The following is a 13,375-nucleotide window of genomic DNA, read 5'->3' as shown; positions in this document are numbered from 1 at the left end:
GGGCCGCGCCCCTCACCTCGGCGGGCACGGGCGGCAGCCCCGGCCGGGGCCCGGAGTCAGAGCGGCGGACGGCGTCGGGGAGGGCTACCGCCGGCGTACGCGCAGTGCTTCCAGGACCTGCTCGTCCGTCAGCTGGTCGAACTCGTCGTACCACTGGCCGACCGCCATGAACGCGGCCGGTTCGTGGAGGGCGATCAGGTCGTCGGTCTCGGGGCGGAGGGCCGCGGCGCCCTCCGGGGAGGCGACCGGGACGGCCAGGACCAGGCGGGCGGGGTCACGGGCGCGGAGGGCGCGCAGGGCGGCGCGGGCCGTGGAGCCTGTGGCCAGGCCGTCGTCGACGACGACCACCGTGCGGCCGCGCGGGTCGGGCGCGGGCCTGTCCGGCCGGTAGAGCCGCTCGCGCCGGACCAGCTCCGTGCGTTCCCGTTCGACGACGGGAGCGAGGTCGTCCCGCGTCAGCCCCAGGCCGCGCAGGGCGTCCTCGTCGAACACGGGCACCCCGTCGTCGGCCATGGCGCCGACGCCGTACTCCTCGTGGCGGGGCGCGCCGATCTTGCGGACGACGAGGACGTCGAGCGGCGCGCCGAGCGCCTCGGCGACCTCGGCGGCGACGGCGACGCCGCCGCGGGGCAGCGCAAGGACGAGGAGGTCGGGCAGGTCGCCGGCGTCCTGCCTCTCCCGCAGCCGGCCGGCCAGTTCGCGGCCGGCCTGCCGGCGATCACGGAACCGCATGACGGGCCCTCCCTCCGAGCGGTCACGACCGGTCGGCACCCGCGTACCCCCTCGCCCGGTGCGCGAAGCACCGCCGCGGGGCATGGGGTGCGTGCGCCCGGGCAGTCGTGGTGCATGGTCGGTGACACGGGTGAGCCGGGTCAGGCGCCGCGGCGGGACCGCAGCGGGCACCGCTCGGTGGCGCAGGAGGACGACGTACGCATCGAGGCCTGGGCGGCGAGCCGCGAGCACTGCCTGGCCGAGGCGGTTGTGGCGATGGTGGAGTGCTTCGCCGACGTGTCCGGCGTGAGACCGACCGGGGTGGACCGCATCCGGCTGGCCGAGGGAAGCGACGACGACCTGCTGGCCGCGCTGCTCGACGAGATCCTGTACCGGCTGGAGGCGTACGGCGAGGTGCCGGTGGACGTGGAGGCCGACGAGGCCGAGGGCGGTCTGGACGTGCGGCTCGCGGTGGCGGGCCTGGCGGACGTGCGGGTCACCGGGGAGGTGCCGACGGACGTCGGCTGGGACGACCTGCGGCTGTCACCGGGCCCGTACGGCTGGTCGTGCGCGGTGACCGTGGACGGCTGAGCTTCGACGGCCCCGTTCAGTGGGTCGGCCTGGCGCGGCTGATGTCCGCGAGCGCGGAGTGCGGATCCTCCTCGGCGGCGAGGTCGCCGAGGCTGACCACGCCCACGGGGCAGCCGCCGTGCTCCACGACGGGCAGCCGCCGCACGGCGTGTTCCCGCATCAGCTCGACGGCGTGGTCGGTCGTGTCGTCCGGGTCGAGCGTCACCAGCGGCGGGCGGGTGCATATCGAGCCGACGTTCGTGGCCTCGGGGTCGTGCCCCTCGGCGACGCCCCGCAGCACGATGTCGCGGTCGGTGAGCACGCCGAACAGGTCGCAGTCGTAGGCGACGAGGACGTCACCGACGTTCTGCTCGCGCATCAGCCGCGCCGCCCGCGTCAGCGAGGTCATCGGTTCGACGGAGGTCGTGTGCGCGGACATCACGTCGCGTACGCGCGTGGTCATGGGCGCCTCCCGGTGCGTGGTCGCGGTCGCGGGTGCGGTCGCGGGCCTCCCCTGGGGGCCGCGTAGCCCGCCGTGCCGGGAGTAAACCGGTCCGGTTTGCCCGCGGCGGCCCGGCTCGCTTGGATGGGGCGGTCCCCGGCGGCCGCCAGGGCTCGGCCGGTGTGAGCGGGGGGCTGGTGGACGGGCGGCGGTCGGCGGCGTGGCGGTTCGGGTGGCTGTGGACGGCGTACGGGGTCAGCTCCTTCGGCACGCGGTTCGCGTTCGACGCGTTCGCGCTGGTCGCCCTGCTGGTGCTGCACGCCGGTCCGGCCCAGGTGTCGCTGCTGGCGGCGGTCGGTCCCGCGGTCGGCGCGGTGCTGTCGGTGCCGCTCGGGCCCTGGGTGGAGTACCGCCGCAAACGCCCGGTGATGATCGCGACGGACCTCGTCCGGTGCGCGGTGCTGCTGAGCGTGCCTCTCGCGTACGCCCTCGACGCGCTCACCGTGGCGCAGCTGCTGGTGGTGTCGGTGACGGTGGCGGCGGCCGACATCACGTTCCAGGCGGCCGTCGGCGCGTACGTGAAGGACGTCGTGCCGCGGCAGGGGCTGCTGCGCGCGAACGGGCGGCTGGAGTCGACGACGTGGACCGCGACCATGCTGGGGCCGCCGCTGGGCGGTGCGGCGATCGGCCTCTTCGGTCCGGTGACGACGGTGGTCGCCGACGCCGTGAGCTATCTGCTGTCGGCCGGTGCGCTGGGCGCGGCGGGCGGCGGCGACCGCCGTCCCGAACGGCCCGACCCGCGGCCCCGGCTGCGGGCGGGCGACCTGCTCGACGGGTGGCGGTACATTCTGCGCAGCCCTGACCTGCGTCCGCTGTTCCTCAACACGGTGCTGGTCAACGGCCTGATCATGGCGTCGTCGCCGCTGCTGGTCGTGCTGATGGTCGGCCCGCTGGGCTTCGCCCCGTGGCAGTACGGGCTGGCGTTCGCGGTGCCGTGTCTGGGCGGGCTGGTCGGCGCGCGGCTGTCGCGGCGGCTGGTGGCGCGGTTCGGGGAACGGCGGGTGCTCCGGGTCGCGGGGACGCTGCGGGCGTGCTGGTCGGTCGGGCTTGCGTGCGTGGGGCCGGGCGTGGCGGGTCTGGTCCTGGTGATCGTGATCGAGTTCGGTCTGATCACGAGCATGGGCGTGTTCAACCCGGTGTTCTCCACGCGCCGGCTGGAGCGGACGCCGGCGGACCGGGTGGTCCGCACGCTGTCGGCGTGGTCGGCGACCAGCAAGGCGTCGATCGCCGTGCTGACGGCGCTCTGGGGCCTGCTGGCGAGCTTCACCGGCCCCCGCACGGCCATCGCCCTCGCGGGCGCCCTCCTCCTGGCGACCCCGCTGCTGCTCCCCCGCCGCCTCGACGAGGCGCGCCGGTACCAGGACAGCGAGGCGGATGCCAAGGCCTAGGCGAGGCCGTGTTCAGCGGTGGCTGAGGACGTTGACCACGCGGCCGTCGGGGTCGCGGACGAAGAAGCGGCGGACGCCCCACTCCTCGTCCCGCAGGCGGGTGGACGATCTCCGCGCCGCTCTCCCGGACGGCCCCGTACACGGCGTCCACGTCGTCCACCTCGACGCTGATGTCGGGGTGCGCCGGAGCCGTTTTGTCGCCGGTCATCACGCTGACCTGCGCCGTCGGGTTGGACGGGGACGCCGGCGTCATGATCCAGCCGTGGTTCATGACCTCCTCGAGGCCCAGCAGGCCGTAGAACTCCCCGTGCCTTTCCGGGTTCTCCGAGTGGAGGTTGGGCACGACTCGGCGGACGGTCATCGACGGCTCCCTCGGTTCTGTCGGGTCCACCGGGCGGCGGTCATGGAACGCATGCGCCGCACCGCGCGGCGTCGGATGGCGGCCCTGCCCAGGCTAGCCGTCCCGCGGTCGAGGCGGCCGGAGACGACGCCCGGCGCGCGGACAGTGAGGGCGGCGGCCTACGCGGGCAGGGGCGCCCGCGCGTCCAGCAGGCCCTCGCCCCGCGGGTCCGCCCATAGCCCGGCCGGCACCGTCGTGCCGTACGCCTCCGTGTCACGCCGTACCTCCTCGGCGGGCCGCATGCCGACGATGACGCCCGCGACGACGGGGTGGCCGGTCGACGCCCGGAATCGCAGGAGCCGGTTCCGCTTCCGGCGGGAGTTCCTTTCCGGCCGTCCACCGCACGGTCACGCCTGTGCAGTGGGCCGTACGACGACCTCGCCGACGTCGACTCCGGCGGGCTGCTCGATCGCGTAGCCGATGGCGGAGGCGACGGCTGAGGGGGGCATCGCGATCTCGTCGCGCATTTTGGTCATCGCGGCGGCGGCCTCGGGGCTTGCGCCCTTGCCGACGCCCTCGGTGTGGGTGAAGCCGGGTGACACGACGGTGACCCGCAGACCGGGGCCGGACTCCTGGCGCAGCCCTTCGGAGATGACGTGCACGGCCGCCTTGGTGGCCGCGTAGACGGCCTGGGGCGACTTGATGACGCGGGCGGCGGTGGAACTGACGTTGACGAAGTGTCCCGTACCCTGGCGGCGGAAGACGGGGAGGGCCGCGCCGATGCCGTTGAGCAGGCCCGTGACATGCGTGGCGACCATGGCGTCCCAGTCGTCCTGACGGAGCTCGTCGAACGGGGAGACGGCCATGGTGCCCGCGTTGGAGACGAGGACGTCGAGGCGGCCGTACCGCTCCATCGCGGTGTCGGTGAGGCGGCGCAGGTCCTCACGGCGGGTGACGTCGACGACGACGCCGGCGGCGTTCCCTCCATGGGCCGTGATGCCATCCACCACGGCGTTCAGCCGGTCCTCGCGCCGGGCTCCGAGCACCAACCGGGCGCCCCGCCCGGCGAGGAGGCGCGCGGTCGCCTCGCCGATGCCGCTGCTGGCGCCCGTAATCGCGATGACCTTGTCCTGGACGGTCGGCATGGTCGGGTTCCTTCCCTGAGGTGTCCGCGGGTCGTCGCGTGACCTACGGTGAAAGCGGAGACGTCCCCGCTTCCTACTCAAACTAAGTGGGGACCTCCCCACTTAGCAAGCCTCCCCGGGAAGGAATGCCAACGAGATGGCCGACCAGGCGCCCCGACCGCTGCGCGCCGACGCACAGCGCAACAGGGAGAAGATCCTCACCGCCGCCGCCCACGTGTTCAGCACGGAGGGGCTGACCACGCACATGGACCGGATCGCCAAGGAGGCGGGCGTGGGCAGCGCGACGCTGTACCGCAACTTCCCCACCCGGGAGGCGCTGGTCGAGGCGGTCTACCGCAACGAGGTGGCCCAGCTCTGCGGCTCCGTCCCGTCCCTGCTGGAGCGGCACCCGCCCGAGGAGGCGCTGCGCGCGTGGACGCGGCTCTTCCTGGACTACGTCACCACCAAGCACGGCATGATCGACGCCCTGCGCGCCATCGCGGCGACGGGCGCCAACCCCTACGGCAACAGCCGGCAGTTGATCCACACCGCCGTGGGCACGCTCATGGACGCGTGCGCGGCGGCCGGCGTGATCCGCACCGACGTCCCCGCCTCGGACATCGGCGCCGCACTGGAGGGCATCGCCCTCACCTCGGCGGGACCCGGCCGGCGGGAGCAGGCGGAGCGGCTGCTCGACCTGATACTGGACGGTCTCACGGTCCGCCGGGGCTGAGGGGCGCTCGGGCTCAGACCCCGGCGCCCTCGGCCGCCTCCTCGACGCGTGCGGCCACCCAGCGCAGGAACTCCCGCACGTCGCCGGCGGGCAGTACGGCCGCCTCCGCGCGAGGGCGTTCGAAGCTGCGCAGCGCCTCGGCGACCAAAGACTCGAAGGCCGGCTCGGACGCGGCGACGATCTCTCCCGCCCGGCGCTTGGCGAACCAGTGGCCGGTACGGCAGTGGACGGTGGCGCGGCAGCCGTTGAGCACCCGGTTGTCGGCCAGGTGCCCGTCCCCGTCGGTGTGTTCGCGCACGGAGGCGCGGAGCGCCGCGAGCACCGTGGGCCGGTCCGGGGCGGCGATCACCTCCCGCGCCGGCGCGCCGTACAGCGGGAGTCCGGCCTGGTGGGCGACGGAGCGGTCGATGACGTACCAGAAGTCGGACGCGTCCGCGGGGTCGTAACTGACGCGTTCGGGCAGGGACGGTCCGGTGTTGAGGTCGAGCAGGTAGCCCGCCTCGCCCGACGGGCGGGCGGCGAAGTCGGCGGCGTAAACGACCAGTTCGAGGCCGGCGGCGGGGCAGGGCAGCGCCGGGTGGGCCAGCGTCGCGGCGAGCGGGGCGAGGTCGGCGCGGGGCGGGGCCGGGTCCACGACGACCGTGACGTCGACGTCGCTGCGCCCGTGGCGGTAGTCGCCCAGGGCGAGCGAGCCCACGGCGAGGACGCTGAGCAGACGGTCTCCGCAGACGGCGGAGGTGCGACGGACCAGCTCCTCCAGAAAGGCGCGCAGTTCCGGCGGCGGGAGGGAGGGGCGGCTCATTGCCCCAGTGTCACCCCGGCGAGTCGCCCGCTGCGGGTCACGTCCACAGCTCGCCGCTGTCGCACACCCGTGCGCCCATGTTGCGCTCCATCATCCGCAGGGCCGCGTCCGCCAGATCCTCGTGGATGTGCGCGACGGCGTCCCGAGGGACGATCACCTGGAAGTGCCGGATGTGCGCGTCGAGCGAGGAGTACAGCACGCACTGCTCGGTCACCTGCCCGCACAGCACCAGCTGGTCGATCCCCTGCTGGGAGAGCAGATAGCTGAGCGGGGTCTCGAAGAAGACCGAGTGCCGGGCCTTGACCACGAACAGCGACGACTCGTCCGGCACCAGCGGCTCCACCAGATGCGCGTGCTGCCCCGCCAGCGCCTTGTCGAGCAGCTCGCCGTGGTGCGAGCGCCACTCGCCGAAGTTGTCGTTGACGTAGATCACCGGCGCGTCCTGCCGTCGCGCCCGCTCCAGCAGCCCTGAGATCACCGGGACCACCGTCTCGGCGGACGGGAGCAGCTGGTCGGCGTCCGGGTGGTCGTAGGTGTTGATCATGTCGATGACGATCAGTGCGGTCTTGCCCATGCCTCCAGGGTTCCACCCGCGCGCGGGAACAGGCATCCGCACGGTGCCGCGGCGCGGGAGCGCCCGCGACGTGGGCCTCCGGCCGTACTCCGACGCCAACGGGGCCGTCCGGCCCTAGTCGGGACCCGTTCCGCCACCGACGATGGGGAAATGATCCACAGCGATGGCTTCCGGGCGCTCGACCGGCAGGAGTGCCTGCGCCTGCTGGGCAAGGTGCCGGTCGGTCGCGTCGTGTACACGCGGCAGGCGCTCCCTGCGGTGCTGCCGGTGAACTTCACTCTGGAGCCGGACGGCGCCGTGGTGCTGCGCACGTCCGCCGGCTCCGACCTGGTGCGGGCCGTCGACGGGGTGGTGGTGGCGTTCGAGGCGGACGACTTCCACGCGGGGCGCCGGTCGGGCTGGAGCGTGGTGGTGACCGGCCGGGCGGCTGTGGTCACCGACCCGGCCGAGCACGAACGGCTGCTGCGCACCGGCCCCCGCTCGTGGATGCCGCTGCGGGAGGGCGTGTTCGTGCGGATCGAGAGCGAGATGGTGGCGGGACGGGAGCTCACGGCCGTCGGCGCGGGACCGTAGCCGCCCCTCGGGTGGTCAACCCCCTTGATCCATACCGCCGGACGGGTGGCGTACGGTACGGCCTGTGACCGCCTACACCCCTGAAGACACCCCGGGCCGTTACGGCCTGTACGCCACCGTCGAGACCGAGCCGCGCTCCGTCGGCCGGGTGCGCACCGAGTACTCGCCCGCGCACGACGGCGACCCGGACCCCGGCGAGATCGTCTGGACGTGGGTCCCGTTCGAGGAGAACGACGGCCGCGGCAAGGACCGGCCGGTGCTGGTCGTCGCCCGTGAGACGGCGGGGACCTTCCTCGCGGTGCAGCTGTCGAGCAAGGGGCGTGCCGGGGACCGGGACCGGGTGCCGATCGGCAGCGGGCCGTGGGACCGGTCGGGACGCGACTCCTGGGTGGCCGTGGACCGGGTGCTGCGGCTGCACGAGCAGGGCATGCGCCGGGAGGCGTGCGCGCTGGACCGGATGCGCTTCAACTCGGTGCGGCAGCGGCTCAGGGAGCGCTACGGCTGGGAGTGACCTCCGCCGGCGCGACCGCCAGGTCCGCGAAGGCCCGCTCGAACGCGGTGCGGGTCGCGCCGTCCCGGGTGCGGTCGAGGATCCCGAACACCACGTGGGCGAAGGCGCCCTCGAAGCGTCCGCCGGGGCCCAGGTGCGTGTGGAACGCCTCCGCGACCTGGGCGGGGTCGTTGCGGAACACGCCGCAGCCCCAGGCCCCGAGCACCAGCCGCCGGTAGCCGTGGTGGGCCGCCGTCTCCAGGACGCGGCCCGCGCGGCGGACGAGCACGCCGGGCACCTCCCCCACGCGCTCGGGCGCCTTGGAGCGGATCACGCCCGCGTTCGGCGCCGGTGACGTGAGGAAACCGGCCGTGAACGGGGCGTCCAGCAGGGCGCCGCGGTCGTCGCGGAACACCGGCACGGCCGGGGCGTGGATCACCCGATCGGTGTAGAAGGGGTCCCGGTGGGCGCGGTGGTGGTCGTAGAAGCCGGGCGCCCGCAGCAGGCAGGTGTACAGCGCGGAGGCGCGGCACAGGGCCTCCTCCTGGGCCTGTGCGCCGTTGAGGTAGCCGCCGCCCGGGTTGCGCGCCGACGCGAAGTTCAGGACGGCCACGGGGTCCGGGCCTTCCGGGACGGTGAGGCGGCGGGCGGCGGCCAGGCTGCTCTCGCCGGTCACCTCGAAGCGGGTGGGCGCGGGCTCGAAGGCCGGGACCGGGACCGGGTCCGGCCCGTGCAGCGTGGTGGCCTGCCGTGCCGCCTCGACGGCGGCCCCGACCGGCACCCGGCGGCCGTCCGGCGCGAGGTAGGCGCCTTCCGCCACGATCCGTTCCGTCTCCCGGGCGATGCCCCGCAGGCGCGCGCTCACGGCGCCACCCCCGTAGCCGCCGTGACCGCGCTCCACGCGCCCCGCGCGTTCCCCCTCGTCGTGCTCACACGAGCATCCTGAGCGATGCTGGTGACGCGGCGCAACGCGGTTTTCGCCGCCCCGGACGGTCCGGGCCCGGAGGTGAAAAGCCCCGGTGGCGGGCGGGACGCGGAGGTGACGGACCCCTTACGCCCCGTCGGGCGCTCTTGTGCACGGCGGTTCGAGGGTTTTGGGTGGACGCGTCGATGCCGGCCGGGACCCACCGGGCCCCGGGCCGGCGACATGGTGGTGTCTCAGGAGGATTCCCGCATGTCAGATCCGTCGAGCGGTTGCGCGCCGTACCGCGCGGCCGTCACCGAAGCCGAGGCGGAGGCCCTGATACGGGGCATCTGCTTCAAGACAGGACCGCCCCGCCGACTCGGCGTGGAGGTCGAATGGCTGGTCCACGAGTCGCGCGATCCGCGGCTCCCCGTCTCCCGTGAACGGCTCGAAGCGGCCTACGCCGCACTGCGTGAGGTGCCCCTGCGCTCGGCGCTCACCGTCGAGCCCGGCGGCCAGCTGGAGCTCAGCTCTCCGCCCGCCGCGTCCCTCACCGAGTGCCTGACCACCGTCTCCGCCGACCTGGACGCCGTCCGCGCCGTCCTGCGCCGGGACGGCCTCACCCTGGCAGGCCTGGGCCACGACCCCTGGCAGACCCCCCGCCGGTTCCTCCGGCAGCCGCGTTACGACGCGATGGAGGCCGCCCTCGACCGCACCGGCGCGGGCGGCCGGTACATGATGTGCAATTCCGCCTCCGTGCAGGTGTGCGTGGACGCCGGCCACGAGGAACCCGGCCCGCTCGGCCACGTACGCCGCTGGTGGATGGCGCACCTGCTGGGCGCCGTCCTGGTGGCGGTGTTCGCCAACTCCCCCGTCTCCGCCGGCCGGCCCACCGGCTGGCTCTCCACACGCCAGCTGCGCTGGGCGCAGATCGGCGCCGGACGGGCCGGCGCGCCCGCGCTGGACGCCGACCCGCGCGGCGCATGGGCCCGGCACGTGCTGGACGCGCCCGTGATGTGCGTGCGCGGGGACGGTGACGGCCCGTGGGAGGTGCCGGAGGACCTGTCGTTCCGGCACTGGACGCGGCGCCGGGCGCCGCGCGCGCCCACCCACGACGACCTGGACTACCACGTCACGACGCTGTTCCCGCCGGTCCGGCCGCGCGGCCATCTGGAGCTGCGGATGATGGACGCGCAGCCCGGCGAGGACGGCTGGACCGTGCCGCTGGCCGTCACAGCGGCGCTGTTCGACGACACCGAGGCCGCCGAGACCGCGTACCGGGCGGTGAAACCACTGGCCGAGCGGACGCGGGGTCTGGCCGCCCCGCAGAACCCGCTGTGGCGGGACGCGGCCCGCGACGGGCTGGCCGACCCGGAGCTGCGGGAGGCGGCGGCCGTCTGTTTCGCGGCGGCGCTGGCCGCCCTGCCCCGGCTCGGTGCCGCGACCGCCCTGGTCGACCGGGTCGCGGCGTTCCGGGACCGCTATGTCGACCGGGGCCGCTGCCCCGCCGACGACCTGCTCGACGCGTGGCGCGCGCGGCACGACGGGCGCCCGGACGGATCCGGGGCGGCCCTGCTCACCACCCACCCGCACGGGAAGGACACTCCCTCATGACCGACCCCGCCCTCGACGCCGAAACCCTGCGTGAGCGCGCGGTCGCCTCGCTGGTCGTCGCGCGGGACCGCACCACGCTGCTGACCAGTTGTGTGGAGGACCCCGACCTGACCGCGCAGCACTCGCCACTGATGTCGCCGCTGGTGTGGGACCTGGCGCACATCGGCAACCAGGAGGAGCAGTGGCTGCTGCGCGCGGTGGCCGGGCAGGAGGCGATCCGACCGGAGATCGACAGCCTCTACGACGCCTTCGAGCACCCGCGCGCCGAACGCCCCAGCCTGCCCCTGCTGTCGCCCCAGGAGGCCCGCAGGTACGCCTCCGACGTGCGCGGACGGGCGCTGGACGTGCTGGAGCGCACGGCGTTCGACGGCACCCGGCTGACCGAGGCCGGGTTCGCCTTCGGGATGATCGCCCAGCACGAGCAGCAGCACGACGAGACCATGCTGATCACCCACCAGCTCCGCAAGGGCCCGGCCGCGCTCACCGCGCCCGACCCGGAGCCGGTGACGCCGTACACGGGTCCGGCGGAGATCCTGGTGCCGGGCGGTCCGTTCACCATGGGCACCTCGGCCGAGCCGTGGGCGCTGGACAACGAACGCCCCGCGCACCGGCGGGAGGTGGCGCCGTTCTGGATCGACGCCACGCCGGTCACCAACGGCGCGTACCAGGCGTTCGTCGAGGACGGCGGCTACGACGACCCGCGCTGGTGGACGCTCGAGGGCTGGGCGCACGTGCGCCGCGCCCGCCTCACCGCGCCGCTGTACTGGCGCCGCGAGGGCGGGCAGTGGCTGCGGCGCCGCTTCGGGGTCACCGAACTGGTGCCGCCGGACGAGCCGGTGCTGCACGTGTGCTGGTACGAGGCGGACGCGTACGCCCGCTGGGCGGGGCGCCGGCTGCCCACCGAGACCGAGTGGGAGAAGGCCGCCCGGCACGACCCGGCCACGGGCCGCTCCCGGCGCTACCCGTGGGGCGACGCCGACCCGGCGCCCGAGCACGCCAACCTCGGCCAGCGCCATCTGCGTCCGGCGCCGGCCGGCAGCTATCCGGCGGGCGCGTCGCCGCTGGGCGTACGGCAGTTGATCGGGGACGTGTGGGAGTGGACGGCGTCCGACTTCCTGCCGTACCCGGGCTTCCGGGCGTTCCCGTACAAGGAGTACTCGGAGGTGTTCTTCGGGCCGGAGTACAAGGTGCTGCGCGGCGGTTCGTTCGCCGTGGACCCGGTGGCCTGCCGGGGCACGTTCCGCAACTGGGACCATCCGATACGGCGGCAGATCTTCTCCGGGTTCCGCACCGCCCGCTTGGCGGAGGGTGCGTGATGTGCCGTCACCTGGCCTATGTGGGTCCCGCGGAGTCGCTGGGCGCGCTGCTGGTGGGGCCGTCGCACGGGCTGTACCGGCAGTCGTGGGCGCCCCGCCGGCAGCGGCACGGCACGGTCAACGCGGACGGTTTCGGCGTCGGCTGGTACGCCGAGGGCGACCCGGTCCCGGCCCGCTACCGGCGGGCCGGGCCCGTCTGGGCGGACCTGTCGTTCACCGACCTGGCACGGGTGGTGCGCACGGAGGCGCTGCTCGCCGCCGTGCGGGACGCGACGCTGTCGGGCGCCGACGCGGAGGCGGCCGCGGCCCCCTTCGCGTCGGGGGCATGGCTGTTCAGCCACAACGGGGCGGTGCCGGGCTGGCCCGGTTCGCTGGCGCCGCTGGCGGCCACGCTGCCCGCCGAGGACCTGCTGTCGCTGGAGGCCCGCAACGACTCGGCGTTCGTGTGGGCGCTGGTGCTGGCGCGGCTGCGGGCCGGCGACGCCATGGGGCAGGCGCTGGCCGACACGGTCGCCGAGGTCGCGGCGGCGGCCCCGCGAGCCCGGCTGAACCTGCTGCTCACCGACGGCGCCACCGTCGCGGCGACCGCGTGGGGGGACACCCTGTGGTACCTCGCCCGGCCCGGCGGGGGAACCGTCGTCGCCTCCGAGCCCCACGACGACGACCCGCACTGGCAGGAGGTGCCCGACCGCACCCTGCTGGCCGCGAGCCGCACCGACGTTCTGCTCACCCCGCTCAAGGAGCCCCTCACGTGAGTCCGTTCCGTCTGACCCGCACTCTCCCCGAGGACGCCACCGGCGCCGCGCTGCGCGCCGACGTCCGCGCGGGACTGACCGGCAGCCCCAAGACGCTGCCGCCCAAGTGGTTCTACGACGCACGCGGCAGCGAGCTGTTCGAGGAGATCACCGCGCTGCCCGAGTACTACCCGACGCGCGCCGAGCGGGAGATCCTGCTCTCCCGCGCCGACGAGATCGCCGCCGCGTCCGGCGCCCGCACCCTGGTCGAACTGGGCTCGGGCTCCTCGGAGAAGACGCGGCATCTGATCGCCGCCCTGGACGGGCTGCACACGTACGTCCCGGTCGACGTCAGCGAGTCCGCGCTGACCGGGGCGGGACAGGCGCTGGCCGCCGAGCGGCCGGGGCTCGAGGTGCACGCGCTGGTCGCGGACTTCACCGCCGAGCTTGCCCTGCCGGACACGCCGGGGCCGCGTCTGGTGGCGTTCCTCGGCGGCACCGTCGGCAATCTGCTGCCCGCCGAGCGGTCCGCGTTCCTCGCCTCCGTGCGCGCCCTGCTCGCCCCGGGCGACGCGCTGCTCCTCGGCACGGACCTGGTGAAGGACGAGCGGACGCTGGTCCGGGCCTACGACGACGCGGCCGGGGTGACGGCCGCGTTCAACCGGAACGTGCTGAACGTCGTCAACCGTGAGCTGGGCGCCGACTTCGACCCGGACGCCTTCGCGCATGTGGCGGTGTGGGACGCGGAGCACGAGTGGATCGAGATGCGGCTGCGCTCGCGCACCGCGCAGTCCGTGAAGATCCCGGCGCTGGAACTGGTCGTGGACTTCGCGGAGGGCGAGGAACTGCGCACCGAGGTGTCGGCGAAGTTCCGGCAGGAGGGGGTGCGCGCCGAACTCGCCGCCGCCGGGCTGGACCTGACCCGGTGGTGGACGGACGGCGAAGGACGGTTCGCACTGTCCCTGAGCGTGGCCCGCTGAGCACCACCCGCCGACCGGCC

The 13,375-nt window shown here is 74.6% G+C and carries 16 protein-coding genes and 1 pseudogene; 9 read left to right on the top strand and 8 right to left on the bottom strand.

Going from position 1 to position 13,375, the window contains the following annotated elements:
• Positions 1-84: 84 nt before the first annotated feature.
• Positions 85-732 carry a phosphoribosyltransferase family protein gene (locus tag MTR79_RS13920; RefSeq protein ID WP_244790428.1) on the bottom strand — a complete coding sequence of 216 codons (648 nt, stop codon included), beginning with the start codon at positions 730-732 and terminating at the stop codon, positions 85-87.
• A gap of 114 nt (positions 733-846) precedes the next feature.
• Between MTR79_RS13920 and MTR79_RS13915 the strand changes: the two genes are divergently transcribed.
• A complete protein-coding gene (locus tag MTR79_RS13915) occupies positions 847-1,302 on the top strand; it encodes an archease (RefSeq protein WP_048454977.1) in 456 nt (151 codons plus the stop codon).
• 16 nt (positions 1,303-1,318) lie between these two features.
• Here MTR79_RS13915 and MTR79_RS13910 read toward each other — a convergent pair whose 3' ends face one another.
• A complete protein-coding gene (locus MTR79_RS13910) occupies positions 1,319-1,744 on the bottom strand; it encodes a CBS domain-containing protein (RefSeq protein ID WP_086702439.1) in 426 nt (141 codons plus the stop codon).
• 176 nt (positions 1,745-1,920) lie between these two features.
• On the opposite strand from MTR79_RS13910, the gene MTR79_RS13905 reads away from it, so the two are divergent.
• Complete coding sequence (locus MTR79_RS13905; protein ID WP_244793163.1) at positions 1,921-3,171, top strand: MFS transporter; 1,251 nt, start codon at positions 1,921-1,923, stop codon at positions 3,169-3,171.
• Positions 3,172-3,183: 12 nt separating this feature from the next.
• Here MTR79_RS13905 and MTR79_RS13900 read toward each other — a convergent pair.
• From MTR79_RS13900 to MTR79_RS13895, 3 genes and pseudogenes are all read right to left on the bottom strand, one after another.
• A pseudogene (locus MTR79_RS13900) lies at positions 3,184-3,532 on the bottom strand (VOC family protein).
• A 158-nt stretch (positions 3,533-3,690) separates the two neighbouring features.
• Positions 3,691-3,813 carry a hypothetical protein gene (locus MTR79_RS33585; protein WP_280518320.1) on the bottom strand — a complete coding sequence of 41 codons (123 nt, stop codon included), beginning with the start codon at positions 3,811-3,813 and terminating at the stop codon, positions 3,691-3,693.
• 105 nt (positions 3,814-3,918) lie between these two features.
• On the bottom strand, positions 3,919-4,656 hold the full coding sequence (locus tag MTR79_RS13895; RefSeq protein ID WP_244790426.1) for an SDR family oxidoreductase: 738 nt from the start codon (positions 4,654-4,656) through the stop codon (positions 3,919-3,921).
• 136 nt (positions 4,657-4,792) lie between these two features.
• Here MTR79_RS13895 and MTR79_RS13890 point away from each other — a divergent pair, with 136 nt between their 5' ends.
• On the top strand, positions 4,793-5,368 hold the full coding sequence (locus MTR79_RS13890) for a TetR/AcrR family transcriptional regulator (RefSeq protein ID WP_216718442.1): 576 nt from the start codon (positions 4,793-4,795) through the stop codon (positions 5,366-5,368).
• 13 nt (positions 5,369-5,381) lie between these two features.
• Here the strand turns inward: MTR79_RS13890 and MTR79_RS13885 are convergent, their stop codons facing one another.
• Positions 5,382-6,170: an aminoglycoside adenylyltransferase domain-containing protein gene (locus MTR79_RS13885; RefSeq protein WP_244790424.1), complete on the bottom strand. Its 789-nt coding sequence runs from the start codon at positions 6,168-6,170 to the stop codon at positions 5,382-5,384.
• Positions 6,171-6,207: 37 nt separating this feature from the next.
• Entirely contained in the window at positions 6,208-6,744 is a 537-nt protein-coding gene (locus tag MTR79_RS13880) for an isochorismatase family cysteine hydrolase (protein ID WP_048454984.1), read from the bottom strand.
• 150 nt (positions 6,745-6,894) lie between these two features.
• Here MTR79_RS13880 and MTR79_RS13875 point away from each other — a divergent pair, with 150 nt between their 5' ends.
• Entirely contained in the window at positions 6,895-7,317 is a 423-nt protein-coding gene (locus MTR79_RS13875) for a pyridoxamine 5'-phosphate oxidase family protein (RefSeq protein WP_086705427.1), read from the top strand.
• 64 nt (positions 7,318-7,381) lie between these two features.
• Positions 7,382-7,828 (top strand): type II toxin-antitoxin system PemK/MazF family toxin, encoded by a 447-nt coding sequence (locus tag MTR79_RS13870; RefSeq protein ID WP_086705428.1) that lies wholly within the window; start codon positions 7,382-7,384, stop codon positions 7,826-7,828.
• Here MTR79_RS13870 and MTR79_RS13865 read toward each other — a convergent pair.
• Complete coding sequence (locus tag MTR79_RS13865; protein ID WP_244790422.1) at positions 7,803-8,672, bottom strand: TIGR02452 family protein; 870 nt, start codon at positions 8,670-8,672, stop codon at positions 7,803-7,805. The two genes, MTR79_RS13870 and MTR79_RS13865, sit on opposite strands and share 26 nt — an antisense overlap.
• A gap of 309 nt (positions 8,673-8,981) precedes the next feature.
• Here MTR79_RS13865 and egtA point away from each other — a divergent pair, with 309 nt between their 5' ends.
• From egtA to egtD, 4 genes are read left to right on the top strand one after another with little or no spacing between them, the layout of a single operon-like run.
• Complete coding sequence (gene egtA, locus MTR79_RS13860) at positions 8,982-10,325, top strand: ergothioneine biosynthesis glutamate--cysteine ligase EgtA (protein ID WP_244790420.1); 1,344 nt, start codon at positions 8,982-8,984, stop codon at positions 10,323-10,325.
• Positions 10,322-11,641 carry an ergothioneine biosynthesis protein EgtB gene (gene egtB / locus MTR79_RS13855; RefSeq protein WP_244790418.1) on the top strand — a complete coding sequence of 440 codons (1,320 nt, stop codon included), beginning with the start codon at positions 10,322-10,324 and terminating at the stop codon, positions 11,639-11,641. Before egtA ends, egtB begins: the two co-directional genes overlap by 4 nt.
• Positions 11,641-12,396 carry an ergothioneine biosynthesis protein EgtC gene (egtC, locus tag MTR79_RS13850; protein ID WP_086700450.1) on the top strand — a complete coding sequence of 252 codons (756 nt, stop codon included), beginning with the start codon at positions 11,641-11,643 and terminating at the stop codon, positions 12,394-12,396. Before egtB ends, egtC begins: the two co-directional genes overlap by 1 nt.
• Entirely contained in the window at positions 12,393-13,355 is a 963-nt protein-coding gene (gene egtD / locus MTR79_RS13845; RefSeq protein WP_244790416.1) for an L-histidine N(alpha)-methyltransferase, read from the top strand. The genes egtC and egtD overlap by 4 nt, the downstream gene beginning before the upstream one ends.
• The last annotated feature ends 20 nt before the right edge of the window (positions 13,356-13,375 follow it).

The organism is Streptomyces sp. BJ20, from assembly GCF_022869105.1.
GTDB classification, from domain to species: Bacteria; Actinomycetota; Actinomycetes; order Streptomycetales; family Streptomycetaceae; genus Streptomyces; species Streptomyces griseoincarnatus.
This window is presented reverse-complemented; position numbering and strand designations above follow the sequence as displayed.

Bases quoted from the DNA above. Each gene is read 5' to 3' on its own strand.
- MTR79_RS13910 (WP_086702439.1), bottom strand. From the start codon at position 1,744: ATGACCACGCGCGTACGCGACGTGATGTCCGCGCACACGACCTCCGTC.
- egtC (WP_086700450.1), top strand. From the start codon at position 11,641: ATGTGCCGTCACCTGGCCTATGTGGGTCCCGCGGAGTCGCTGGGCGCG.
- MTR79_RS13895 (WP_244790426.1), bottom strand. From the start codon at position 4,656: ATGCCGACCGTCCAGGACAAGGTCATCGCGATTACGGGCGCCAGCAGC.
- egtA (WP_244790420.1), top strand. From the start codon at position 8,982: ATGTCAGATCCGTCGAGCGGTTGCGCGCCGTACCGCGCGGCCGTCACC.
- MTR79_RS13880 (WP_048454984.1), bottom strand. From the start codon at position 6,744: ATGGGCAAGACCGCACTGATCGTCATCGACATGATCAACACCTACGAC.
- egtB (WP_244790418.1), top strand. From the start codon at position 10,322: ATGACCGACCCCGCCCTCGACGCCGAAACCCTGCGTGAGCGCGCGGTC.
- MTR79_RS13875 (WP_086705427.1), top strand. From the start codon at position 6,895: ATGATCCACAGCGATGGCTTCCGGGCGCTCGACCGGCAGGAGTGCCTG.
- MTR79_RS13885 (WP_244790424.1), bottom strand. From the start codon at position 6,170: ATGAGCCGCCCCTCCCTCCCGCCGCCGGAACTGCGCGCCTTTCTGGAG.
- MTR79_RS13915 (WP_048454977.1), top strand. From the start codon at position 847: ATGGTCGGTGACACGGGTGAGCCGGGTCAGGCGCCGCGGCGGGACCGC.
- MTR79_RS13920 (WP_244790428.1), bottom strand. From the start codon at position 732: ATGCGGTTCCGTGATCGCCGGCAGGCCGGCCGCGAACTGGCCGGCCGG.
- MTR79_RS33585 (WP_280518320.1), bottom strand. From the start codon at position 3,813: ATGCGGCCCGCCGAGGAGGTACGGCGTGACACGGAGGCGTACGGCACG.
- MTR79_RS13890 (WP_216718442.1), top strand. From the start codon at position 4,793: ATGGCCGACCAGGCGCCCCGACCGCTGCGCGCCGACGCACAGCGCAAC.